At 60.4% G+C, this 26752-nt stretch carries 13 protein-coding genes; 10 read left to right on the forward strand and 3 right to left on the reverse strand.

The window, feature by feature from the left end:
• The first annotated feature begins 13 nt into the window (after nucleotides 1-13).
• From clpX to NCHU2750_RS05800, 6 genes are all read left to right on the forward strand, one after another.
• A complete protein-coding gene (clpX, locus tag NCHU2750_RS05775; RefSeq protein ID WP_119939579.1) occupies nucleotides 14-1291 on the forward strand; it encodes an ATP-dependent Clp protease ATP-binding subunit ClpX in 1278 nt (425 codons plus the stop codon).
• A 424-nt stretch (nucleotides 1292-1715) separates the two neighbouring features.
• The gene (lon, locus tag NCHU2750_RS05780; protein ID WP_119939580.1) at nucleotides 1716-4136 is read left to right on the forward strand and encodes an endopeptidase La; all 2421 of its coding nucleotides are present in this window, start codon (nucleotides 1716-1718) and stop codon (nucleotides 4134-4136) included.
• 191 nt (nucleotides 4137-4327) lie between these two features.
• Entirely contained in the window at nucleotides 4328-4603 is a 276-nt protein-coding gene (hupB, locus tag NCHU2750_RS05785) for a DNA-binding protein HupB (protein ID WP_085423022.1), read from the forward strand.
• Between the two features lie 410 nt (nucleotides 4604-5013).
• Nucleotides 5014-7158: an autotransporter domain-containing protein gene (locus NCHU2750_RS05790; protein ID WP_162939500.1), complete on the forward strand. Its 2145-nt coding sequence runs from the start codon at nucleotides 5014-5016 to the stop codon at nucleotides 7156-7158.
• Nucleotides 7159-7353: 195 nt separating this feature from the next.
• Nucleotides 7354-8589, forward strand: coding sequence for a metallophosphoesterase family protein (locus tag NCHU2750_RS05795; protein WP_119939582.1), 1236 nt, complete (start codon nucleotides 7354-7356; stop codon nucleotides 8587-8589).
• 1 nt (nucleotide 8590) lies between these two features.
• Complete coding sequence (locus NCHU2750_RS05800) at nucleotides 8591-12043, forward strand: ATP-binding protein (RefSeq protein WP_119939583.1); 3453 nt, start codon at nucleotides 8591-8593, stop codon at nucleotides 12041-12043.
• Here the strand turns inward: NCHU2750_RS05800 and NCHU2750_RS05805 are convergent.
• Complete coding sequence (locus NCHU2750_RS05805; RefSeq protein ID WP_119939584.1) at nucleotides 12020-12913, reverse strand: DUF6030 family protein; 894 nt, start codon at nucleotides 12911-12913, stop codon at nucleotides 12020-12022. The genes NCHU2750_RS05800 and NCHU2750_RS05805 overlap by 24 nt on opposite strands.
• Before the next feature lie 324 nt (nucleotides 12914-13237).
• On the opposite strand from NCHU2750_RS05805, the gene NCHU2750_RS05810 reads away from it, so the two are divergent.
• From NCHU2750_RS05810 to NCHU2750_RS05825, 4 genes are all read left to right on the forward strand, one after another.
• The gene (locus NCHU2750_RS05810) at nucleotides 13238-14416 is read left to right on the forward strand and encodes a polysaccharide biosynthesis/export family protein (RefSeq protein WP_162939501.1); all 1179 of its coding nucleotides are present in this window, start codon (nucleotides 13238-13240) and stop codon (nucleotides 14414-14416) included.
• A gap of 177 nt (nucleotides 14417-14593) precedes the next feature.
• Entirely contained in the window at nucleotides 14594-22033 is a 7440-nt protein-coding gene (locus NCHU2750_RS05815; protein ID WP_119939586.1) for a type I polyketide synthase, read from the forward strand.
• Between the two features lie 23 nt (nucleotides 22034-22056).
• The gene (locus NCHU2750_RS05820) at nucleotides 22057-23457 is read left to right on the forward strand and encodes an aminotransferase class I/II-fold pyridoxal phosphate-dependent enzyme (RefSeq protein WP_119943016.1); all 1401 of its coding nucleotides are present in this window, start codon (nucleotides 22057-22059) and stop codon (nucleotides 23455-23457) included.
• A 13-nt stretch (nucleotides 23458-23470) separates the two neighbouring features.
• Nucleotides 23471-24256, forward strand: coding sequence for an SDR family NAD(P)-dependent oxidoreductase (locus tag NCHU2750_RS05825; protein WP_119939587.1), 786 nt, complete (start codon nucleotides 23471-23473; stop codon nucleotides 24254-24256).
• Between the two features lie 1334 nt (nucleotides 24257-25590).
• Here NCHU2750_RS05825 and NCHU2750_RS05830 read toward each other — a convergent pair.
• Both NCHU2750_RS05830 and NCHU2750_RS31270 read right to left on the reverse strand, forming a co-directional pair.
• Nucleotides 25591-25794 (reverse strand): hypothetical protein, encoded by a 204-nt coding sequence (locus NCHU2750_RS05830; protein ID WP_119939588.1) that lies wholly within the window; start codon nucleotides 25792-25794, stop codon nucleotides 25591-25593.
• A gap of 277 nt (nucleotides 25795-26071) precedes the next feature.
• Entirely contained in the window at nucleotides 26072-26281 is a 210-nt protein-coding gene (locus NCHU2750_RS31270; protein WP_119939589.1) for a KTSC domain-containing protein, read from the reverse strand.
• Nucleotides 26282-26752: the final 471 nt, after the last annotated feature.

Consider the following 26752-nt stretch of genomic DNA (forward strand, 5'->3'; position numbering starts at 1 on the left):
GAAGGAAAGTGATATGAGCAAAGTCAGCAGCGGCAACGGCGGCGACTCGAAGAACACATTGTACTGCTCCTTCTGCGGAAAGAGCCAGCACGAGGTCCGCAAGCTGATTGCAGGACCGACCGTATTCATCTGCGATGAATGCGTCGAATTGTGCATGGATATCATTCGCGAAGAGAACAAGACCTCGATGGTCAAGTCCCGCGACGGCGTTCCCACGCCCCAGGACATCATCAAGGTTCTCGACGAATACGTCATCGGCCAGCAGCAGGCCAAGCGCATCCTGTCGGTCGCCGTTCACAACCATTACAAGCGCCTCGCGCATGCCTCCAAGGGCGGCGATGTCGAGCTTGCGAAGTCGAACATCATGCTCGTCGGCCCGACCGGCTGCGGCAAGACCTATCTTGCCCAGACGCTCGCCCGCATCATCGACGTTCCCTTCACCATGGCCGATGCAACGACGCTGACCGAGGCGGGTTATGTCGGTGAAGACGTCGAAAACATCATCCTGAAGCTTCTCCAGGCTGCCGACTACAATGTCGAGCGCGCTCAGCGCGGCATCGTCTATATCGACGAAGTCGACAAGATTTCGCGCAAGTCCGACAACCCGTCCATCACCCGCGACGTGTCGGGCGAGGGCGTGCAGCAGGCGCTTCTGAAGATCATGGAAGGCACGGTTGCCTCGGTTCCCCCACAGGGCGGCCGCAAGCATCCGCAGCAGGAATTCCTGCAGGTCGACACGACGAACATCCTGTTCATCTGCGGCGGCGCATTCGCAGGCCTCGACAAGATCATCTCCGCCCGTGGCGAGAAGACCTCGATCGGCTTCGGTGCCATGGTTCGCGCCCAGGACGAACGCCGCGTCGGCGAAGTCCTTCGCGAACTGGAGCCGGAAGACCTGGTCAAGTTCGGCCTCATCCCGGAATTCATCGGTCGTCTGCCGGTTCTGGCAACGCTCGAGGATCTCGATGAGGACGCACTGATCCAGATCCTGTCGGAGCCTAAGAACGCGCTCGTCAAGCAGTACCAGCGCCTGTTCGAGATGGAAGACGTGGAACTGACCTTCCACGAGGATGCCCTTCGCGAAATCGCCCGCAAGGCGATCGTCCGCAAGACCGGCGCCCGCGGCCTTCGTTCGATCATGGAAAAGATCCTGCTCGACACGATGTTCGAACTTCCGGCACTCGATGGCGTCCGCGAAGTGGTCATCTCCGACGAGGTTGTTAACGGCAATGCCCGTCCGCTCTATATCTATGCGGATCGCCAGGACGAGAAGGCCAACGTCTCGGCCTGAGCCATACCGTCAGTATAGAAACGATCGAGGCCCCATATTGGGGCCTCTTTTCGTTGGTAAGTTGTGACTTGGCGCAGTCTTTGCGCCAAATCGCAAAGCTTGGTGGTTGTGCGATATTCAGCTTGCTTTAGACGTCAAGCACGGAGATCATGGTTCTTCTCGCTGCTTCGCGGTTGCGGCCTGTCCGGCAGGACGTGGCGCATGTTTCGACAACGGGAAAACTGGTTCGGCGTGCTTGGTCAGCCTGGCCTAGGTGCCATGGCAAATTTGCGTAGGTGCCTTGTAATATCCCTGTAACACTGGCGACTGTCAGGGGGCTTGCAAGGCTTGAAAATGACATAGGAAAACTCCACCTTGGGCGGGAGTGAAGTGCCTGGGTATTCCTCAGGCCATCCCGGAAACGGGACGATGGAAAGGAAACAAGATGACAAGTTCAACGTCTGCTGCAGCCGGCGCCGCGACCTACCCGGTCCTGCCATTGCGCGACATTGTGGTCTTCCCGCATATGATCGTTCCCCTGTTCGTCGGACGTGAGAAATCCATCCGCGCGCTTGAAGAGGTCATGGGCTCCGACAAGCAGATCATGCTCGTCACCCAGATCAATGCCAGCGACGACGATCCGGAACCCGATGCGATCTACAAGGTCGGCACGGTCGCCAATGTCCTGCAACTGTTGAAGTTGCCCGATGGCACGGTCAAGGTTCTGGTCGAAGGTCGCTCGCGCGCCAAGATCGACACCTATACCGACCGCGAGGAATTCTACGAAGCCAAGGCCGAAGTTCTCGACGAGCCCGCAGAGGATGCCGTCGAGGTCGAAGCCCTGTCTCGCTCGGTAGTCTCGGAATTCGAGAACTACGTAAAGCTCAACAAGAAGATTTCGCCCGAAGTCGTCGGCGCCGCCAGCCAGATCGAGGATTACTCGAAGCTTGCTGACACGGTGGCCTCACATCTGTCGATCAAGATCACCGAAAAGCAGGAAATGCTGGAAACGGTGTCCGTCAAGCTGCGCCTGGAAAAGGCGCTCGGCTTCATGGAAGGCGAGATCTCCGTATTGCAGGTCGAGAAAAGAATCCGCTCGCGTGTAAAACGCCAGATGGAGAAGACCCAGCGCGAATATTATCTGAACGAACAGATGAAGGCGATCCAGAAGGAACTCGGCGACGGCGAGGAAGGCCGCGACGAGATGGCCGAACTGGAAGAGCGCATCTCCAAGACCAAGCTTTCCAAGGAAGCCAAGGAAAAGGCCGATGCGGAGCTGAAGAAGCTGCGCCAGATGAGCCCGATGTCGGCGGAAGCCACCGTCGTGCGCAATTACCTGGATTGGCTGCTCGGCATTCCGTGGGGCAAGAAGTCCAAGATCAAGGCCGACCTCAACAACGCCGAGAAGATCCTCGAACAGGATCACTTCGGTCTCGACAAGGTCAAGGAACGCATCGTCGAATATCTGGCGGTCCAGGCGCGTGCCACGAAGATCAAGGGCCCGATCCTGTGCCTCGTCGGTCCTCCCGGCGTCGGCAAGACCTCGCTCGCCCAGTCGATCGCCAAGGCGACCGGCCGCGAATACGTGCGCATGGCGCTCGGCGGCGTGCGTGACGAGGCCGAGATCCGTGGTCACCGCCGTACCTATATCGGCTCGATGCCCGGCAAGATCATCCAGTCGATGAAGAAGGCCAAGAAGTCCAACCCGCTCTTCCTGCTCGACGAAATCGACAAGATGGGTTCGGATTTCCGCGGCGATCCGTCGTCGGCGCTGCTCGAAGTGCTCGATCCGGCCCAGAACTCGACCTTCATGGATCATTACCTGGAAGTCGAATACGACCTGTCCGACGTGATGTTCATCACCACGGCGAACACGCTGAACATTCCGGGTCCGCTGATGGACCGCATGGAGATCATCCGCATCGCCGGTTACACGGAAGATGAGAAGCGCGAGATCGCCAAGCGTCACCTTCTACCGAAGGCCATCAAGGAACATGCGCTGCAGCCGAACGAGTTCTCGGTCTCCGACGACGCGCTGATGGCGATCAGCCAGCAGTATACCCGCGAAGCCGGCGTCCGTTCGTTCGAACGCGAACTGATGAAGTTTGCCCGTAAGGCCGTGACCGAGATCATCAAGGGCAAGACGAAGTCGGTCGCCGTCACGGCTGCCAACATTTCGGATTACCTCGGCGTACCCAGGTTCCGCCACGGTGAGGCCGAGGGTGAGGATCAGGTCGGTGTCGTCACCGGTCTCGCCTGGACGGAAGTCGGCGGCGAACTGCTGACCATCGAAGGCGTCATGATGCCGGGCAAGGGTCGCATGACCGTTACCGGCAACCTGAAGGACGTGATGAAGGAATCGATCTCGGCTGCGGCATCCTATGTCCGCTCCCGCGCCGTCGATTTCGGCATCGAGCCGCCGCGTTTCGACAAGTCGGACATTCACGTCCACGTGCCGGAAGGTGCGACCCCGAAGGACGGTCCGTCCGCAGGTGTTGCCATGGCAACGGCGATCGTGTCGATCATGACCGGCATCCCGGTTTCCAAGGATGTCGCGATGACCGGCGAGATCACGCTCCGTGGTCGCGTCCTGCCGATCGGTGGCCTGAAGGAAAAGCTGCTCGCCGCACTTCGCGGCGGCATCAAGAAGGTGCTGATCCCGGAAGAGAATGCCAAGGACTTGGCGGAAATTCCGGACAACGTGAAAAACAACATGGAGATCATTCCGGTCTCCCGCATGGGCGAAGTCATCAAGCATGCGCTGGTGCGCCGCCCCGAACCGATCGAATGGGATGGCACGGTGGAGACGCCTGTCATCGCTACCGTCGACGGTTCAGACGACAGCGCGACGACGATTGCTCACTGAGCAGATGCTCGGGTGAACCAAGTTTGAATTGTGGAGAAAGCCGGCGAAAGCCGGCTTTTTTTGTGAAAAATGCACGAAACCCCTTGTTTTTCAGGCCATCTGAGAGCTTTTGGGTTGCCAAGCACCGACGCAAAACTATTGTCGGCGCCGACTAATCGAGTCGTTCCAAAACCGTAGAAAGGGATGGAAACATGAACAAGAACGAGCTGGTTTCCGCAGTTGCCGAAAAGGCTGGCCTCTCCAAGGCTGACGCCGCATCCGCCGTGGACGCAGTATTCGAAACCGTCCAGGGCGAACTGAAGAAGGGCGGCGACATTCGTCTCGCTGGCTTCGGCAGCTTCTCCGTATCCCGTCGCGAAGCCTCCAAGGGCCGCAACCCGTCGACCGGCGCAGAAGTCGATATTCCGGCTCGCAACGTTCCGAAGTTCTCGGCCGGCAAGGGCCTGAAGGACGCCGTGAACAGCTAATGAGCTGTACCTGGCGATGCATTCGCCATGGTCTTTAAACCCCGGATAGTCTCCGGGGTTTTTTGTTGCCTGAGATCTCCGCTCCACCTGCGGTGGCGCCCAGTAGACCAAGGCCAATTGCCGGTCTTTGCCCACTGGTGCGATGGCGCAACATCATCTTCCCTTTCTTGTCTTTCATCAGGAAATTGCCGGGAAGCGGTTTTCCAAGTGCTTGTCAGAACAAGTCTATCCCTTCTTTCTCATGGACGGGGGCATAAGCGATTCTTGTTTTAGAGATATGATTTAAACTTATATTTTTAGGCAGTTCATATTTCGACTTCGCTGAAAGCATCCGCTCAGTCAATTAACGAGTGGTCTGGAAAATGTTACTGAAATCCAAAGTTTTGTGTCTGCTCGCGAGCTCTGCGCTCGTGGGGATCGTCAGCCTGGCGTCGACCGCCAATGCGTCTGTGGGATCCGATATCCTGGGCCTGAGCAGCGACGGTTCGGTCATGCTCAACTATTCCTATGATGCCGATACCGAGACTGGCACCTATCTGCTGACGACGACGTCGACCGGAGAAACCCAGCAGATCACACCGCCCGCCGGCGCAATGTCTGTTTATCCCTCAGCGCTGAGTGCTGATGGCAAGACGGTAACCGGCTATTACGTCACAGACGCCTACCAGAAGGTGGCCTTTGTCTGGACCGCCGCCGGTGGCTTTGTTGACCTCGGCGTGCTGGACGAAGATACCACCGGCGCCTTCGCGCAGTCGGTAAGCGGCGATGGCTCGGCCGTTGCGGGCTATGTCAGCATCGACAGCTATATGGCGGAGGGCTTCTACTGGTCGTCGTCGACGGGCATGGTGGGTATCGGCACGCTCGGCGGCCGTGACTCCTATGCCAACGCGATCAGCACGGATGGCAGCACGGTTGTCGGACGGGCAGATACTGCTGACGAAGTTTTCCATGCTTTTGTCTGGAGCGTGGATACCAACACCATGCAAAATATCGATACGCTTTACACGAGTTCGTCGGCAACTCTGGTGAGCGATGATGGTACCGCCGTCGCGGGCACCGGATCGACTGGCACTACTTCGGGTGTCTTCCGCTGGACTGCGGATACCGGCATGGTCGACATCGGTACGCTCGGTGGGATCTACACCAGTGTGGCCGCCATGAGCGGTGATGGGAACGTTCTGGTGGGTCAATCGACCACCGTGGGCGAGTCCGACTATCATGCATATCGCTATGTAGCGTCGACATCGACCATGACCGACCTCGGAACGCTGGGCGGAACCTATTCCTACGCAAGCGACCTGACTGCGGACGGTTCGATCGTCGTCGGCAGGGCGAGCGATTCCGCATCCGCCTATCACGGCTTTGTCTGGAGCGAGGCGACCGGCATGCAGACGGTCGAGGATTGGCTGACTGCCCACGGTGCCACTCTTGAAGGTGACATGACGACGAGCGCCGACAAGATCTCTGCCGACGGCAGCGTCATCGTCGGCTCGACCACCAGCGGCTCCACCTATATCGCCCGCGTCGTCACGACCGGCAGCGATGACAGCACCGGCGGCGACAGCGGCGGCGGCGATAGCGAGTGCAATGCCGATGTCTGCGATGGCGGCGGCGAGAGCGGCATCATCGACACTGCCAAATATTTCCCGACCGTTGCTTCGGCCAACAACATGATCGTCCAGAGCGGCGTCAATAGCGCCGACACGATCATGTTCGGTGCCCAGGGTGCACCGATGCGCAACCTGCTCAAGACTGGACAGAAATCCGTCTGGGGCACGGTCGATGGCGGTTATGACGACAGCGATCATGCCGACGGCGGTCTGGCCCTCGGCGATTTCGGCTTCGGTTATGGCATCGCTGAAGGTGTGACGGCACGATTCTCGGCCGGCATGACCTATACCGACCAGGATCTCGACGCCGGCGGTGACGTGCGCCAGCGCGGATTCTATCTCTCACCGGAAGTGTCTGCCGATCTCGGCAGGAACGTCTATATGACGGTTGGCGGCTATTGGGGACGCAGCAGCATCGACAGCCGCCGCGGATACGCAAGCGGTGCCATCACCGATTACTCCTACGGTGATACCAATGCCGAAACCTGGGGTGCCAAGATCCGCTTCGACTGGCTGAATGCGGCAACCATCGCCGACACGGCGATCACCCCCTATGCCGGCCTGTCCTATGCCCATACCCGCGTCGATGGCTTTTCGGAAACCGGCGGCGCCTTCCCGGTCGAATTCGATGGCAGCAGCGATCACGCCACGATCGCCCGCCTGGGCAGCGATTTCGTTCGCCCGCTGAACGACACCGTGCGTCTTCTGGCAAAGGCCGAACTGGACTATCAGTTCGAAAATCATGCTGCTGCAACCACCGGCACCCTGACCGGCATCAGCGACTTCGACCTTGAGGGCCAGGATCTGCAGCAGTTCTGGGTCCGCGGTGGTCTCGGCGCCGAGTTCGACGTCGGCAAGGGCGTCGCTTCCTTCATGGTCAATGCCACGACCAAGGGCCAGGACCCGACCGTCTGGCTGCGCAGCAACTATACGGTCAAGTTCTGATCGACCTTGCATAGAGGCGCGCTGTTTTGAAATGAATGTGGAGAAAGGCCCGGCCATGCGCCGGGCCTTTCTCGTTTGTGGGGATGAGGGATGCCCATCAACAGAAAATGCCGCGCTCTTTCCTCGTTACCCTTTCCTCCGGGAAGGACCTGACTTAAGTCTGGCGTTCCTGATGTGTTCTGATCCAGCGAGTCGATGACCTCATTCCGCTTCATTCACGCCGCAGACCTGCATCTTGGCAGTCCTTTTCAGGGGCTGGCGCTGAAAGATGCCGATCTCGCCGATCTGTTCGTCGAGGCAAGCCGCAGGGCCTTTTCCGCCCTTGTCGATGAAGCGGTGGCGCGCAAGGTGGATTTCTTCATCGTTGCCGGCGACGTTTATGATGGCGACTGGAAGGACAACAAGATCGGCCTGTTCTTCAACCGCGAGGTGGCCCGGCTGGAACGTGCCGGCATTCCGGTTTTCCTGTTGAAGGGTAATCACGACGCCGAAAGCGTCATCACCCGGACGATCATGCTGCCGAAGAATGTCAGCGAGTTCCCGACCGCAAGGCCCGGAACTTTCAGGCTGGAGCATCTGAAGGTGGCATTGCACGGCCAGGGCTTTGCCGAACGCTCGGCGAACGAAAATCTGGCGCTGAATTATCCGAAGCCTGAGAGCGGCTGGTTCAATATCGGTGTGCTGCACACGTCGCTCACCGGCCGCGAGCCGCATGCGCCCTATGCGCCATGCTCGCTCGAAGACCTGCGCTCGCGGGGATACGATTACTGGGCACTCGGCCATGTGCATGATTTCGAGATCGTTGCCGAGGACCCGCTCATCGTCTTTCCCGGCAATATCCAGGGCCGGTCGATCCGCGAGCAGGGGGCAAAGGGCGCCCTTCTGGTAACCGTCGAGGACGGCCGCATCAGCCACGAGCGCCTGATCACCGACAGCGCCCGCTTTGCCGAGATGAATATCAGCGTCGAGTCGGAGGATAACGCAGCCCTGATACTGCGCCGTCTCGAACACGCGCTCGATCCGCTCGTCGAAGCGATGGAGGGGCGGCCTCTGGCGCTTCGGGTAAGGATCGCCGGCGCCAGCCGCTTCCGCAACGAGATCCTGGCCCGCGGCGAGGATTTTCGCGACGAGGTGCAGGCCGCCTGCCATCGCGGCCACGCCGATATCTGGCTGGAAAAACTGGAACTGCGTATCGAGGCAGAAGGCGAAGCGTCGTCGGGCGGTAGCGGACTGCTCGGGCTTGACGGCCTTCTGTCCATCGACGGCTTCCCGGCGGAACTGATTGCCGAGGCTGAAGCCCGCATTGCCGAGATCGCAGCCCGTCTGCCGGGGGGCGCTGGCGCAGGCGACCTGCCGCTTGGCGACGCGGTCGATGTGTTGCTGGCCGAAGCGCGGGATCTGTTGATGTCGCGCGCGGCGGAGGCCGGCTGACATGCGTTTCGACCGTCTCGACATCCTGCGCTACGGCGCTTTGACCGATCGCACGCTCACCTTCCGGCCGGGCGCGAAACTGCATATCGTCTACGGGCCGAACGAGGCCGGCAAGTCGTCGGCGCTGTCGGCCATATCGGATCTGCTGTTCGGCTTTCCAGAGCGTACCGCCTACGGCTTCCAGCATGATAGCGCAGCTCTGCGCATCGGTGCGACGCTGACCGCCAGAGACGGACAGGCGCTTTCCTTCCGTCGCCGCAAGGGCCGGCGGAACACGCTTCTGACCAATGCCGAGGCCGAGGAAAATCTGGCCGACGACGCGCTGGCACCGTTCCTCGGCAATCTGTCGCGTGACGTCTTCGAGCGTGCCTTCGGTCTCAATTCCGATTCGCTGCGTGCCGGTGGCGAGACCATGCTGAAGAGCGGCGGCGAGATCGGCAGCCTGCTTTTCTCCGCGGCATCCGGATTGACCGGCCTGTCTGGCCTGCGCAAGTCGCTGGAAGCCGATGCCGACAGCATCTATTCGCAGCGCCGTTCGAAGGATCGCCGCTTCTATCAGGTTCTCGATGCCCATGACGCGGCCCGCAAGGCCGAACGCGACAGCGAGTTGAAGTCCGGCGACTGGAAGGGCCTTCTCAAGGAGGAGGCCGAGATCGCTGCCGATCTCGACGCGGTCCAGCAGGTGCGCGGCGAAACCAAGCGCAGCCTCGATCGCCTGCGTCGGCTGCTCGCACTCGATCCGCTTCTGCGCGAACTGGATTTCGAACGCCAGCGTCTTGCAGAGTTTGCCTTACTCGCTTCCCTGCCGGCCGGCTTCGAGCTTCGCCTCGCCGAATTTCTCGATACGCGGCAGCAAAACGTTGAGGCGCTTGCCGCCGCCGACAAGGAGATGGCAAGGCTTAGCGAAGAGATCGCCGCAATCCATGTGGATGAAGCGCTGCTTGCGCAGGCACCCGCCATCCTTGCCGCCTATGGCCATAGCGGCGTCTATCTCAAGGCGCGCGAGGATATTGCCCGCGTCCGCGGTGAGGTAGACGATTTCGATGGGCGTATCCTGCAGGCAGCCCGGCGGCTCGGCTTTGCCGCTCTTGCCGATCTTGAGCGGGCGCAGCCCGCCGATGCCGATCTCGCTCGGCTTCGGGACCTGGTGGAAAAAGGGGCCGAGCTCGATCGCGATATACGCCAGTTGCGCAAGCGCATCGAGAACGAGGCGGATCAGTTGCGCAAGATGGAGGCCGACCTGCCGCCCGGGCGCCTGATCGACCCGAAACCGTGGAGCGACCAGCTTGCGGCGCTGAGGCCAGATATCGAGGAACTCGCCAATCTCGAAACGCTGAAGGTTCGGGCAGTGAGGGCAAGGACGGATCTCGATGCGGCTGCGGCCCGTCTCGATCCTCCGGTCAGGGATATCGGACTGCTTCTTTCGGTGCCATTGCCGGATATCGAAACGCTTGCCCGTCACCGCCGCCTGATCGAGGCGGAAAGACAGGAAAGTACCCGCGCCAGCCAGAAACTGGCTGACCTGCGCGACGAGGCGTCAGAACTGGCCGGCCAGATCGAACTTCTGGAAGGCGAGGGGCGGATCGTCTCCCGCGACACCATCACCGCCGCCCGCCAGTCGCGTGACGGCATGATCGCCTCCCTTGCGGAAAAACCGTCCAGAGAGGCGTTGCAGCAGGCGATAGCGTCGGCCGGCGATGCCGATGAGCTCGTCGATACAGCTCTTGCCAATGCCGAACGGGTTTCGCGCCATGCTCAACTGACGCTGCGCCGGCGCAAGCTCGACGAGGCGATCGCCGCGGCCGAAATGTCGGTGAAGGAAAGCGCGATCGCCGCCTCTGATGCCGTGACGGAATTCGAAGACCTGTTCCATGCAGTGCCGGTAACGCCCGGCCAACCGGAAAAAATGTTCGAATGGCGCCGTGCCGTCGAAAATCTGTCAGCCCTTTCCTCGGCCCTGAATGCTGCCGAGGATGAGCAAGAGGCCTTGCGGCTGAAGGAAGAGGCGATCGCGCCGGCCTTGACGGCATTGGCCGACGCCGTCGGCGTCACTTCGGGCGTGCTTCCGCTGCGCAGCCTCGCGCGCGATATCGCCCGTCGTCTCGATGAAGTGACCCGCCAGTGGACCGAAGGCCGCACGCTGGAACGGGTGAGGGACAATAGCCGTCAGGGGCTGGAAAAACTCGAAGCCGATGAAGCACGACTGCGGGGCGAAATCGACGTCTGGCGCTCGGCCTTTTCTTCGGCGGCATCGCTCGCAGGCCTGGCGGAGGATGCGACGATGGAGATGGCGGCAGCCGCACTGGATGTCTGGCGAACGCTGCCCGATCTTCTGTCGGAACGCGCAAACCGCGACCGCCGCGTTCGCGGCATGGCGCGCGACATGGAGGCGTTCGAGGAGGAGATTGGAGCACTTTGCCGTACGGTGGCCGCCGACCTGTCCTCGCTGCCGGCCGATCTTGCAGGGCGAATGCTGAACGACCGGGTCTCGGTCGCGCGTGCGGCGGCCAGCCAGCGATCCGCACATGTTGCCGCGCTGAAACGGATCGAAATCTCCCGCGCCCGCCAACTGGCCGATGCCGAAAGTCTGGCAGCCGAGGAGGCGGCGCTTGCCGCAACGGCGGCAGTCGAATCGGAGCGTCTTAAATCCGTGCTGGCGGGTCTTCGCCAGCGTGCCACACTCGTCACCACTACCGAGCAGTCGCGCAACCGTTTTCTCCTGCAGGCCGAGGGTGCCGACGAAGAAGAGGTGCGTAACGCCCTGACGGATTTTGACCGCAGTGCCGCGGCCGTGGAAATCGAACGGCTGGAGGCGGAGGACGGCCGTCAGGTCAACCGTCTCGCAGAACTGCGCGCCGCCGAGGCAGACAATCTGCGCCGTCGCCAGGAATTGGAAAAAGGCACCGGTGCCGAACGTGCAGTGTTCGACAAACTGGCCGCCGAACAGGAAGCTCGGGAGCTTGCCCGCCGCTGGGTCGTGCTCAAGCTTGCGGGCTCGCTTCTGTCGCATTCGATGGAAAATTACCGCGAACGCCAGGCCGATCCGGTGATGAGTCGTGCCGGCGACGTGTTCCGCGATCTGACCGGCGGCCGCTTTTTGCGCCTCGTTCAGGTCTATGACGATAGCGATGAGTTGCAACTGGCCGTCGAGCGAAAGAGTGGCGAGCAAGTGCCGCTTTCCGGCCTGAGCGAGGGTACTGGCGATCAGCTCTATCTGGCGCTGCGCCTGGCTTTTCTCGAAGACTATTGCCGCCGCAACGAACCGGCGCCGCTGGTGCTCGACGACATCTTCCAGACTTTCGATGACGAACGCACCGCCGCAGGGCTCAAAACGCTCGCCGCGTCTTCGGACGCCTTCCAGACGGTTCTCTTCACCCATCAGGCCAGCCTGATGGAGGCTGCCGGGCGCGAGCTTGGTCAGGGTGTGGACCTAATTCGGCTCGATCGGGCGTAGAGGCCGAGGCTGTGGTATTTGCAGGCATCCTATCGGTGTCGGCGTAATCTGCGAATTGAGCACCGCGCCGCCGGACGGGAAGGCGGCCGAGCCGCATGCCACGGATGCGGGGAGCGGCAGGATCAGAATGTTGTAGCGCCGGTCGTCTTCCCGTTCGCGTTCCAGCACGATCCGGTAATTCGCCAGCGTGGAAGCGAAACTGCGGCCCTCGTTTATTCGATTACGGAGATAGCGGCGGCTTTCGGGCGTCATTTCCAGACCGAACCTTTCGACCGCCTGCAATGCGAGCTGGATCGTCGCCGCGTTCTGGCTTGGATCGAGAAGGCTGAGCTTGAGGCGAAAGGTCCTGAAGGCGTCGGATGCCGTGCCCTTGATCTGGACGAACAGCACCGAGGGATCTGCCCCGTGACCGAGCTGTTTCGCGTAGAGGCATTCCCATTCGTTATTATTTGTCTGGAACGTCGGTGGTTGTTTGTCGCCTTCAGGTGCCAGCCGTGCGCAGCGTTCAGAGGCATTGAAGCGGGGCGTGAGTTCGAACCGGTCACGGCCGGTGGAACGTGGTTCCGTGAGTCGTTTCGGCATGTCGACGATGAGTGCCGTGCGGTGTGAGCGCAGCGGCTGGGGAGGGGGAGTGGCGATAGGCCGCGCAAGGTAATCGTCCATGCCAAGCCAGATTACCAACCTGTGGTAGTTGCGGCCGTCATTGACGGCGAGCACGATCCCGACGAGCGACACGAGGCCCACAGCGAGCAAGGCGATGAACAGCGTCATCGCCCGCCTGCGTCTGCGCAGGCGCATCATAGGCGTCAGAATTTCCGCCTTGTCCGCCAACCAGATACGCTCCACTTCTGTCCAAATGCCCAGAAGCATTGCCACATCTGGCAGGTCTGTGTCCAAGATTGATTCGCGGCGCAAGGTGGCGGATGGCTGTAAGGCATGGAAGCGTCGCGAGGATATCCGTGTCGCCGTTAACCACGTTAATTAGGATGCATTTAAGTTAACTTTTTTAAGTTCTGTGCGGAATATCAGTATGCTCATGACTATGGCTTTAAGACCGCATCGGAATTTATTTTGCGGATAGCCGGAGCCATGACGCTTGTTGTTCGTCGCCCGGTGTGCTTTCAAAGGCGCAGAATTCTGGATTGTAAGGACGCGAGACCGCGCTCCCGTGATCCTGACTTGGAGTATCGAGATTTGGTTCGAGTGACTGCGATCGTGATCTGCGCCGCCCTGGCAGGATGCCAGGCTGTGCCGGCTGAAGGACCTCTGGCATCCGCGATCAATGATGAAGCCGGCCGTTCCGCGACAGAAGTCGGGCGTCCGAATGCGGCCGTTTTCGATATCGTCAACGTCGACAATCACACTGCAAGACTGGTCTCCGACTATGTCTCCACCGCGCTGAAGCGCCGTTTCGGCATCGGCGGCGGGCCGGGCAGGGCCGTCATCGGTGTTGGCGACCAGCTGAATATCACCATTTTCGAAGCTGGTGCGGACGGGCTGTTCTCCACAAGCGAACGCAAGCAGACACCACTCAACATCGTTGTCCAGCCGGATGGCACGGCAGCCATCCCGTATGTCGGCACGGTCAAATTCGCCGGCCGCACACTGGAAGAGGCCCGTCAGGCGATTCTCACGTCTTTGAAGAGCAAGGCGGTCGAGCCTGACGTCATCGTTGCGAGCGGCGATACCCCGTCGCGTTCGGTGACGATTTCAGGTGCGGTCAACAAATCCGCACAGATTCCGCTCAATCTGAGCGGCGAAAAGATCTCGGATATCATTGCCAAGGCAGGCGGCCCGACCGCGCAGCCCTATGAGACCTACGTCACGATCGCTCGCGGCAAGCGGACGGGCACTGCGCTGCTGAAGTCGATTATCGAAAACCCGACCGAAAACATCTACGTCCAGCCGGGTGACCAGATTTTCGTCACCCGTGATCCGCGCACATTTACACTGCTTGGATCCGTCAAGGCCAGCTCCCGAATCGATTTCGGTGCAAACGACCTGAACCTGCTTGAGGCGGTCGCGCTCGGCCGTGGTGGCAACGACCAGGCTGTGGATGCGCGAGGCTACTTCCTGTTCCGTTACGAGGATGCAGAAGTTGTCCAGAGCCTGCTTGGCCCAAGCCGCTTCAACGAACTTGTGCGCAAGGGCATGCAGCCCGACAAGGATGGTCACTATCCGATCGTCTACCGCTTCGACATGAGCCAGCCGGACAGCATGCTCGTCGGCCAGACCTTCCCGGTCAAGAGCCGTGACGTGATCTATGCTTCACGTCATCCAACTGTAGACCTGACGAAATTCCTGCAGGTCATCGGCACGCCACTGGGCATCGCTGCGAGAGGTGCCGCAATTTCCAATGATTTGAGTGATTGATTTCACGGTCTGATATATTGCTGAATTATCAAGGGTTGTGAATTTTGGTCTATTCACACCTAAGGTGTTATTTTATCCGCTTTTCTGGTGACAACCGGAGGCAAGTGTGGTGTTAAAGTCGAAATGTCGGCTTAATTCCGCATTAGCTTTTATATCTGGCACAAACGCAGAGTGACGATGACAGTAGAAGTAATTGGCAGATCATGCATTGCGCCCGGTGCCAACTCCATCCAGGAGTTGCAGCAGGTCTTGAGAGCGGGGCGCTGCACCGTCACGCAAATTCCTGCCGATCGCTGGGAGCTCGCACGCTTCTGGCATCCTGTCCAAGGTACGCCTGGCAAGACCTATACCTATGCCGCCGGTGTCATCGATTCGGTCTATGATTTTGATCCCTCCGTCTTCGGCCTTTCCCAGCGCGAAGCCATGCAGATGGATCCGCAGCAGCGCATTCTTCTGACGATCGTCTGGAAGGCGTTGGAAGACGCGAACCTTCCACCAAGCACGCTCGCAACCCAGAGGGTAGGCGTTTATATCGGTGCGTCGAGTCTGGAAGCCGGTAACCTGTCGTCTGAGGACCCGGCGTCGGGCAGCCCTTATTTCATGACGGGCAATACGCTCTCCATCGTCTCGAACCGTATCTCGCATGTTTTCGGCTTGAACGGACCGAGCATGACGATCGACACGGCCTGTTCCTCCTCCCTTGTCGCGCTGGACCAGGCATTCCGGGCACTGCAGCGCGGTGATATCGACACCGCCATCGTCGGCGGCGTCAACATCCTCGTCCATCCACTCTCCTTCGTCGGTTTCGCCCAGGCACGCATGCTGTCGCCGGAGGGCCTTTGCAGGGCCTATGACACCAATGGTCAGGGCTATGTGCGTGCGGAGGGTGGTGCTGCCATTGTGCTCCGCCGCAGCGATGTGGCTCGCCAGCAGAACGACCGCAGCTACGGCCGCATTCATGCGACAGGCGTCAATTCCTCCGGCCGCACCAACGGCATCAGCCTGCCGTCCAGGGAAGCGCAGGCCGATCTGCTGCGTTCCATCTATCAAGGCCAGGGCATCGACGTGAACCGCGTCGCCTTCATCGAAGGCCACGGCACCGGCACGCGGGTCGGCGATCCGGCAGAGGTATGGGCGATCGGCAGCGTCATCGCGCAGAAACGCCGCGCGCCGCTCCCGATCGGCTCCATCAAGTCGAATATCGGTCATACGGAGCCGGTTTCCGGTCTGTTCGGCCTGTTCAAGGCCATGCTGGCGCTGGAGAACGATTATCTTCCGGCCACCTTACATATCGAAGCGGTCAATGAGGACATCGATTTCGATGGCCTCAACGTGCGGGTCAACACGTCCGCGATCAAGCTCTTGCCCGCCAAGGAAGCGCGCCTCGTCGGCATCAACTCCTTCGGCTTCGGCGGCACCAATGCCCATGTGGTCATCGGCGACCCAGAGCCGGCGACGCAGGCCGCTTCTCCTGCCAAGACCGACAACGTGTTGTTCATGGCCAGCGCCCACAGCGCGACGGCGCTGGAAACCCTGCTCAAGGACTATCGTATGCGCCTTGTTGCCGCCGAGCCCGACAAGGCGCGCCGGATCATTGCCGCGACGACGACCAACCGTGACGCACTGAAACATCGGTTTGCCGTCGATGCGCGCAGCGAGCATGCCGTGCTTGAAGCCATCGATTCCCATCTCTCCGGCAAGGGGACGATCGGCGAACGCGGCGAAGCTCCGACCACGCTCGGCAAGATCGCCTTCGTATTTTCCGGGAACGGGGCCCAATGGTCCGGCATGGGCGTAGAGGCTTATCGCGAGAACCGCCATTTCCGTCAGTATTTCCAATCCTTCAGCGCGCTGTTCGAATATCACCTCGGCGAAAAGCTGACGGATCTTATCGTCGACGACGAGCTTGGTGCTCGCCTTGGCGATGCGACCATTGCCCAGCCGTTGCTGTTTGCGGTCCAGGCATCTCTGTCTGATTGCCTGAGTGTTTATGGTATTCGCCCGGACGTGGTCTTTGGCCACTCCGTCGGTGAAATCGCCGCCGCCTATGCGTCAAAGGCGCTGACGGCAGCCGAAGCCGTCGCCATCGTCGCCAAGCGCTCCCGTTCGCAGCATCTGTTTGCCGGCATGGGCAAGATGGCGGCCGCCGTGATGGGCGAGGAAGCGGCGATCGCCTTTGCCAAGGATCACGGGCTCGACAATATCTGTGTGGCAGCGGTCAATGCGCCCAATTCCGTCACCATCTCCGGTCCTGTCGATGAAATCCAGGCCTTCCGGGATCTGGCGCGCAAGGCCCAGACGGTCGTCCATATCCTCGATATCAACTACCCGTTCCACCACCCGATCATCGATAGCGCCCGCGACGGTTTCCTGGCCGAACTGCCGGCCATTGAGCCTCAAAGTGCAGCCTGCACCTTCGTTTCCACGGTCAGCGGTGGCATCTATGACGGCAAGGGTCTCGATGCCGAATACTGGTGGCACAATGTCCGCGAGCCGGTGCTGTTCCGCTCGGCCGCCGAAACGGCCCTCGATCTCGGCTGCAACCTGTTCATCGAGATCTCGCCGCGCACCATTCTGTCCAACTACGTGTCGGAAATTGCCAAGAGCCGCGCCCAGCCGGCCGTGGTGATCGGCACGCTGCAGCGCGAGACGCCGGTGGATGGCCGCGATCCGGTCGCCCGCTCTTTCGCCCGCGCCCTGGCCCATGGTGCAGTTCCGGCGCCGTCGAGACACACGGCAAGACGGGCAGCGGTGATCGATCTGCCGCCGCTGCCCTTCGAGCCTGTCTCGTTGAAAGTGCCCGGCACGAGCGATGAAATCGACGTCTTCGGGCGCGATCTGAAAAGCCGCTATACGTTGCTCGGCTGGCGAAACGATCCGAACGGTTCGCACTGGAAGAACCATATCGATGCGCTGCTTTTCCCCGATCTGGCGGAGCATGTGGTCGATTCGCGCGCGATCATGCCGGGCGCGGGCTTCCTGGATATCGCCGTCACCGCTGCGCAGGCCCATTTCGGCAGCGACGAGGTGGAAATCTCCAACATGGAGATCGTCCGTCCGCTTGAACTGCGTGCCGACCGCCTGTTGGAACTGTCGACGCTGCTGTCGCCTGAAACCGGAAATATCGAGATCCGTTCGCGTGAACGCCTGAGCACCGACGACTGGACCATCCACGCTGTCGGCCGTTGTCGGCGCCCGGTGGAGGAGGAAGCCGACCGTTTCGAGCCGGTTGTCCCGGCTGGAGAAGGTGTCAGCCTCTCGTCCGCCGAAGTCTATGAAACGGCCGAGCGTTTCGGCCTGCAATATGGACCGCATTTCCAGCTCCTGTCGAAGGCGGTCGCATACGGCGACAACATCGTCGAAGTGGAACTGAAGGATGCCGCAGAGCCCGCGCATCCTTATGTCGGTTATGTTCTCAATCCCTTCTCTGTCGATGCGGCATTCCACGGGCTTGTCGCTCTGTTCGATCGCCTTTCCGGCAGCGAGGCGGGCTCTCCCTATATCCCGGTCCGGTTCGGATCGATCCGCGTCACCGGCAGCGGTCGCGCGGTCTCCAGGGCCCGCATTGAAATCGAGCGTTTCAGCCACTTCTCGATCAAGGTCAATTTCCGCCTGTTCGATACAGAAGGCGAACAGATCGCCGTCCTGTCCGACTGCCGCTTCCGCCGCACGTCGCTGCGCCGCCACCATACGCTGGATTCGGTCGCCTTCCATTTCGAGGCCGTCCCGAGCGCGGTCCTGACGTCTTCCACCGTCCGGCCGATGGCCCTGCCGGATCTCGCCGAAGGATCGCAGACAGGCGCCAAGGACAACGCTTCGCTGATGATCGATGCCGCGATCTATCGCGCATCCCACGAGATCGCGTTGTCGCTTGTCGGCAGCAATGATCTTGTCCTGTCGATGTCCCTGCCTGGAGACAAAGCTTTCCGCGCCTTCCTGACATCCTGCCTGTTCATTCTGGAGGATGCCGGGATCGCGACGCCGGTCGACGGAGGATGGAGCATTCCGGCCGAGTTCTCCTTCCCGAGCGTCGGTGAACTGATCCAGGAAATCTACCGCGAGGATTCCTCGCGTATCGCCGAGGCGGTACTGGTCAATGACGTCTATCGTGATGCCCTTGAGCAACTGTCTCTCGGTGGTGGCGATGCGGATGAGGAGAGCGATTGGTCGCGCAATATCGGCGAGGCGACGCTCGATCACGTTTTGGTCCATTCGCCGCTCGGCCGTAATCGTGCCGAACGCGGCTTCACGTTGGCGGAACGCTTCTGCCGCGATCATCAGGGTCATATCCGCTTCGTCGTCGAACTGGGAACCACCAGCCAGTCGATGAGCACGAGGCTCGCCGCACTCGCCGCCGAAATCGGCGCGGTGCTCGTCATCGCCGAGCCGAAGGAAAATCCCCGCCGCATGCTGGAGCTGGCATTCGAGCAGAATGTCAACGTCTCGGTCGTCGAGCCGAAGGCTCTCGAATCGCTGCCGCATGTCGATCTCGTCGTCGCAAGCGGCCTCAACAGCCAGTCGATGATGGCGGCAGATGATGACGTTCGTCAGGCCGTCCGTTCCATCGCTGCCAAGGGTGCGGCACTGGTGTTCGCAGACCGCGCCCCGTCCGCTTTCAACGACTTCGCCTTCGGCCTTTCCGAAGACTGGTTCGCCGCAAGCCAGTCCGCCGAATTCCCGGTCGGGCAACTCGGAACGGCAGGTCAGGTCGAAACTCTTCTGGGCGAACTCGGTTTTGCCACAGCGTCGGTCGAGGAAGTCGGTACCGACGAGGGCACGCTGATTGTCGCCGTCGCGACATCGCAGGCAAGTGAGCAGCAAGACCTGCAATCCAGGCCGGCGCAATCCGGCGCACGTCTCGTCGCCGTTGTTGAACCCGCCTCGGAACAGACCTTGGCTGCCCTGCGCCCCAATACTTCCGTGGTCCTGGCGACGCGGGCCGAAGAAGCGCTCGATTTCCTCGCCGGCGATACCGAGGCGCAGGCCTGTATCGTCTATATAGCCGACCGTGCTGCAGGGCAGGATGTGTCGGCATTGGAAATCGACCGGCTGTCGCGTTTCAAGGTGCTTGCCGAGGGCCTGACGCGCAAGGCGTCAGGCCTAGCAGGCCGTCCGCGCCTGATCATCGTCGCGCCCGGTGGCTCGCCGCTGGCCGGTGAAAAGAGCGATGCGGCCAATGGTGGCCTTTGGACATTCGCCCGCGTATTGCAGAACGAATATGATGCGATCGACATCCACCTCATCGATGCCGAAGGTGCAGAGGCGGCAGCACTTGTCGACCGGATTTCGACTGTAAAGAGCGCCAATCGCGAATGGCTGGCGGATGCTTCAGGCTTGAAGGAAATCCGCGCCGCTTCAGGCCCGTTTGCCGGCAAGGACGTGAAGACGACCGATTTCGACTCTGCGACCATCCATCAGCTGACGAGCGGTCGCGTCGACAGCATCGTCTGGCAGAGCTGCGAGCGGCAGGAGCCCGGCGAAAACGAAGTCATCATCGCCGTCGAAGCCGCGGGCCTCAACTTCCGTGACGTCATGTGGTCCATGGGCCTTCTGCCCGAGGAAGCACTGGAAGACGGGTTTGCCGGCGCAACGATCGGCATGGAAATGGCCGGCCGCATCGAGCGCGTGGGCTCCGCCGTGACCGATCTCGTTCCCGGCGATCGCGTCATGGGCATTGGCCCGGCCGCCTTCTCGACCCATGTGAAGGTTCGCCGCGATGGCGTGACGAAGTTCCCGGATCGGATGGACTTTGCAGCCGCCGCAACGGTGCCGGTCGCCTTCCTTACGGCCTATTACGCCATGGTCCAGCTCGGCCATATCGAGCCGGGTGAGACGATCCTCATCCATGGCGCCGCAGGCGGTGTCGGTCTCGCGGCCCTGCAGATCGCCAAGCTCAAGGGCGCGACGGTCATCGCTACCGCAGGCACGGTGGAAAAGCGCCGTTTCCTCGAAGCCGTCGGCGCCGATCATATCTTCGACAGCCGCTCGCTCGATTTCGTCGCCCGCGTTCGTGAGGTGACGAAGGGCGAGGGTGTCGATCTCGTGCTGAACTCGCTGTTCTCCGAGGCCATGGAGCGCAGTCTGGAACTGGTAAAGCCCTTCGGCCGCTTCCTCGAACTCGGCAAGCGCGACTACTATTCCGACCGCAAGATCGGCCTTCGTCCGTTCCGCCGCAATATCAGCTATTTCGGCATCGATGCCGATCAGTTGCTGGTCAACCTTCCGGCGGTCACCAAGCGGATTTTCGCCGAGATCGGCGATCTCTTCCAGCGCGGCGAACTGGCGCCTCTGCCTTACCGTTCCTTCGGCTATGACGAGATCGGCAGTGCCTTCCGGCTGATGCAGAATGCCGGACAGATCGGCAAGATCGTCATCACCCCGCCGGTCAAGGGACGCGATCGTGTCGTGTCCGTTGCCGAGCGCAGCCTGAGCTTCGGCGCAGAGGGAACCTTCCTCGTCGCCGGCGGCATTGGTGGTTTCGGCCTCGTTGCCGCCGAGTGGCTGGTTTCCCGCGGCGCCCGCCACATCGCGCTCTGCTCGCGCCGTGGCATTGCCGACGAGGCGACGCTGAAGGCGATCGAGAAGTGGTCGCGCCTTGGTGTTGTTGCCACGGTGCATGCCTGCGACATCACCCACGAGCAGTCGCTCTCCACCTTGCTCGCGGAACTGCGCCGCCGGGCGCCGCTGCGTGGTGTCATTCACGCCGCCATGGTGCTTGACGACGCGCTGTTGTCGAACCTCACCGAGGAGCGCAACCGTCCGGTCGTCGACGTCAAGGTTCGCGGCGCCGAGCTTCTCGACAGCTTGACGCGCGAGGATGAACTCGAACTCTTCCTGATGTTCTCCTCGGCCACCACCATGCTCGGTAATCCGGGGCAGGCGAACTACGTCATCGCCAACGGCTATCTCGAAGGACTGGCGCGCGTGCGCCGTGCAGCGGGACTTCCGGCGCTTGCCGTCGGCTTCGGTGCGATTGCCGATACCGGCTTCCTCGCCCGCAATGCCGAGGTCAACGAGATCCTGTCGAAGCGCATCGGCAAGACCGCGATGAAGGCGCGCGATGCACTGGAGCAGGTCGAACGCTATTTGGTCAGCGATACGGGAAGCATCGAAGGTGCAGCCGTGATGATCGCCGAAGTCGACTGGAACGCGGTCCGCATGCTGCCCATCGCAACGGCATCCCTGTTCGAGACGGCGATGCGCGCTGCCGGCAGCCAGCAGTCTTCCGGCGATGGCGATCGGATCGATCTGGAGGAACTTATCCGCGGCAAGACCGCCGATGAAGCCCAGGCGCTCCTGCACAAGATCGTTGCCGCCGAGATCGCAGCCATCCTGCGCGTCACCGAAGACAGCATCACGCCGGAAAAGATCCTCAAGGATGTCGGCCTCGACAGCCTGATGGCGATGGAACTCGGCATGAGCTTCCAGCAGAAGACCGGCTTTGACATTCCCTTGAGTGGTGTCGGGGAGGACACCACGGTGAGTGACGTCGTCACCCGCCTGAGGGAGAGGGTATCGAAACGCAGCGGCGGAGATGAGGAGGCTCCGCAGGACGAGGTGCTCGACCGACTGGTCAGGAGCCACTCGACCCAGAGTGAGAAAGCAGCCGCACAGTGACGGACAAAGACAAGCCGCAGACCATGGCGCCTTCCGCGGGAGGCGCCAAGCGCGGCTTCCTCGATCAGATGCGGCAGACGAGCGAAACCTCGGGCCGCAATCGTGAGGCCCGATTGAACCGCCAGCCGCAGGCGCCCGTTCGCCAGGCGCCGAAATTCGACCAGTTGCCGGAGTACCAGCGGGTTCTGACACAGCGGAAGGTGGGCGAACTGATCGGCGTCGCCAATCCCTTCTACCGGTCGCATGACCAGGCGGCCGGTGCCTCGACGGTCATGGCCGGCAGGACCTTTGCCAATTTCGCATCCTACGACTATCTCGGCACCAATACCGATCCCCTGGTGACGAGCCGCGCCAAGGAAGCGATCGACCGCTACGGTATTTCCGCTTCCGCGAGCCGCCTCGTTGCCGGCGAACGTCCGGTCCATACCGAGCTCGAGGCTGCCCTTGCCGGCGTCTACGGGGTCGAGGCGGCCGTCTGTTTCGTCAGCGGCTATCTCACCAATGTCGCGGCAATCAGCACGATCATCGGCCCGCAGGATCTCGTCATCCATGACGAGTTCATCCACAACAGCGCGCTGGCCGGCATCAAGCAGTCGGGTGCCACCCGGCGCCTGTTCCGCCATAACGATGTCGACAATCTCGAAACGGTTTTGAAGACGCTGTCCTCGGAGTTCCGCCGGGTTCTCGTCATCGTTGAGGGCGTCTATTCCATGGATGGCGATATCGCCGACCTGCCGAAGCTTGTCGAGTTGCGCAGCCGTTACGGCTTCTGGCTGATGGTCGACGAAGCCCATGCGCTCGGCGTTCTGGGCCAGACTGGCAGGGGCACATTCGAACATTTCGGCATCGATCCGCAGGAGGTCGACCTGTGGATGGGCACCCTGTCGAAGACGACCTCAAGCTGCGGCGGCTATATCGCCGGCTCGCAGGCGCTGGCCGACATCCTCAAGGCCGAGGCCGGCGGCTTCGTCTACAGCGTCGGACTGGCCCCGGTTCTCGCCGCCGCCGCCAAGACCGGGCTCGATATTCTCCGCTCCGAACCCGAGCGCACCGAGAAGCTGCATCGCAATGGTGCATTGTTTCTTGAAGAGGCCCGCAAGGCCGGTCTCGATACGGGCCTCAGCGTTGGTTTTTCGGTCGTGCCGGTAATCGTCGGCGATTCCCTGCGCGCCGTGCAATTGTCGAACGAACTTCTGGAAGACGGCGTCAACGCGCTGCCGATCATCCATCCGGCGGTGCCGGAAGGCATGGCAAGGCTGCGCTTCTTCATTACCTGCAACCATACCGACGAGCAGATCCGCCATGCGGTGGAAGCGACCGCGCGCCGGCTGAAGGCGCTTCAGGAGAAGAATTTCGGCCTCGCATCGCTCGACATGGAAAAGATGATGCAGCTTTCGCCGCTGCTTCAGACGCCGAACAGCTGAGGCGGGGGCGGCCATGCATGTCGTCGTCACCGGAGGATCGAGCGGCATAGGGCTGGAAGTCGCCAGAGCCTATGCGGCGCGCGGCGCTCAGGTCTCGCTGATCGCCCGCGATCCCGTAAGGCTTGAGGCTGCCCGCCAGGCGATTGAGAGTGTTTCGTCGTCGACCGCGCATGTCTTCACCGCAAGCGCCGATACCGGCAAGGATGACGAACTCTCGTCCGCCCTTGCCGCCTGCGAAGCCGCTTTCGACCTCTGCGATATTCTCGTTGCCTCTGCCGGCGTGGTCGAGCCCGGCTGGTTTTACGCGCAGCAAGCCGATGTCTTCGACGCCCAGTGGCAGACCAATTTCTCCGGCGTCATAAATACGGTGCGGAAAGTCTATCCCGGCATGCGGGCGCGGGGCGAGGGGCGCATCATGATTGTCTCGTCTGCCGCGGCCTTCATCGGCTTGCCCGCCTATTCCGCCTATTGCGCCTCCAAGGCCGCGCTGGTCGGCTTTGCCGATGCCTTGCGGCTCGAAGCGGTCGGAACGGGCGTCTCGGTCGGCATCTGCTTCCCGCCCGATACCGATACGCCCCAGCTTCAACGCGAATTGCAGGCCCGCCCGAAAGAGGCCGAACTGTTGATGGGACAGATCAGGCCGCGGCCGGCCGGCGAGATTGCTGCCCGCATCGTCCGTGGCATCGATCGACGCTCGGCGCGGGTCTATTTTACCGCCTCGATTGCGGCACTGGCGCTGTTCGGCCCGATCGCCAGACCCTTTATCGAAATCTGGTATCGGTTTCAGACCCGACGCTGACTGGCTGTTGTGTCGGCCGAAACCAGGGCAAACGACGATCTTCTTATGCGGAAGGGTTGGGTCGCGCCGGAACGGTGGTAAGAAGAATGTTCGATCGGCGGCAAGATACATATCGGGCGCTTATCGATGGTGCGGTCTCTTAGCCTGACTATCACCGTTATGCTACCTCGTATTTTTATGAGACAGCAGTAACTAATTTATCAGCGGACGCGTTGGATCGATCCGCAGAACGCATCAAACGCCAGTCACAGCGGTGATTGCGGCTGCCGTTCCGTTTGGACTGTGACCTCATTTGTCAGAGACGTACTGTTTGTTCCTAATCTGAGTATCACCGCGACAACCAATAGCGGCCAAAAGGCCGATAGTATCAGCCCTTCGAGCCGATCGCGGTCGGATGCAATGCGCGAACCCCGCGCCTCCAGCACAGTCGCTGTCAAAGCCAATATTACGGTGAAAACATAAAAGGACAAAGCAATAGTGTAGGCCAAACTATTTCTCTCGCGCTTCGATCACAGTAGTCAATTAGACAGCCATTGCACGTGAGACGATAGTTAATTATTTGAGATGATGAAATCTACTATTTTTAATAGATTGATTTATGACTGATGCCAAGCCGCCACTCTGGATGAGACATTGTGCTGGGCATACCCACGACCACACGCAATGCCGATGATCGAAATCCGCGATACATTTCAGAACAACTGGCCAATGGGGCCGCAGGACCTGCCAACGATCACGTATTTACGCAGTCGCCTTTGCCTATCGCATCGTTGACGGATGATTCAAGTTTGGCAGATCGGACTCAGGCGTTAGATCGGCAGGCGCTGAACTGCATATGTTTACAATCTGCTGGTAGTTAGGGTTGGGGCTCCGTTAGTCGATGCGAAGCAGTTCGCAATCATCCACGCCAGAGTAATGCGCCGGACGGGTTGCGTAGCGGCTATCCTGTGCCGCCGGCTGGGGCGGGTAATGGACTGTGTCAGCGGCCTGAGCCTGTGTGTACAGAGTGATGGCCGCTACAGCCGTTAGGTTGAATAGATTCATGACACCAATTCCTTTGCGGAGCTAATGTAAAAAGATTGGCGTATTCTTTCAGAAAGTAAAGGCTGATCCGCAGTCATAACCGCCATGTTGTTATTGACCTATTCGTCAACGTCACGGCGTGGCGCCTGCCTCTCAAGATGCGGTTGGCACAAACGCGACGGGAGCGACCGGCGCTGTTTGACATGGACTTGTATCCCCACTTTGGTGATCACTTACCCTCCAAGGCCAATCGACAAGCGTCGGCTCCCGTCCGCTCAAGCTTTTGAAGGCCATAGAGGCGCAAACGTATTTCACCAATCGATGTACCGGTCGGCCTCATCGCTCTCACCTGCCTTCGCCTTTGCAAATGGCAAGACAGACAAAGGTGTCAGCACTATCAGGATTACGAAAAGTGCGAGCAGATAGCCGGCGACTGCCAACGGCGCAATTACCCAAAGAGCAAGGCGGCGGGTCGAAAAACGAGCTTCAATTTGCTCAACGTTTAGCAGTGCCATTGATGTCTCCACAATTTATTAGAAGACTATCATGTTGGCGTTAGGCAAGATTTAGGAGCATATCTACAAGTTTAATCATCTTGGTGTGATGGCTGAGAAAGCGGCGGGATACTCGACATATCAGCCCAGCAGATGATCCTCGCCCTCAATAGCTATGGCCGGCGCCGGCCGGGGAGTTGTTTGCGGTTGCCTTGCCCGGGAGACGTTTACACCCTAACCTTTAAATCGGCCGTGATGCACTTGGGTTAGGGTCCCCACTGGTTTACGAGATCAAACGTTACGTTTCTCTACGTGGGTATTTCGGGCGAATTTTTCTGAGATAGAATCGCCCTGGTGACCAAGCTCGGCTCAGTCTGTCAAAGACTTCGCGGGGCACATCCGAAAATAGGCGTACCTTACCGATGCGAAAATAGACGGCAAGCACATGATCCTGTTCGTCATATTCTACGTGATGGAGCATCGATGACTTGAGCTTCTGATAAATCATGTCGCGACCGTTGAAAGGTTCAATGCTCCAAATGAGCCAATTTTGATTTATATGCGCCAGTCACCCGGCAAACTGAAATGTTTCATCGCGGCTTGGTTACGCCTTAAGGTTAAGGTGAAAGACACAGGAACGGCATTACAGCAGCGCCCGTCGTGTTGATTTTTCAACGACGCTAGCGGCAGGAAGCGATGGACACAAAACACAAGTAGCTGATTGGGCCGGCGGTGTGATCGAGCAAGATCGGTGGCTTTAGGGCATTGACTCCGGCCTTGAGAGGAGCTCAGCCTCCTCTTAAAATCAGGCACACGGTGAACCGCAGACTCGTCTTTTATGGCCAGGTCGCTGGGCGTAGCTGTCATAGCCATGTGCAGTATCTTGCCGTTGGCTGCTTATGACCCTTCTCGAAGGCGCAACAAAAGCGCAATGTTCGGCCCTGTTTATGCCTTAAGCCTTATGCCGAGAGGATGTGCC

The organism is Neorhizobium sp. NCHU2750, assembly GCF_003597675.1.
In the GTDB taxonomy this organism is placed as follows: domain Bacteria; phylum Pseudomonadota; class Alphaproteobacteria; order Rhizobiales; family Rhizobiaceae; genus Neorhizobium.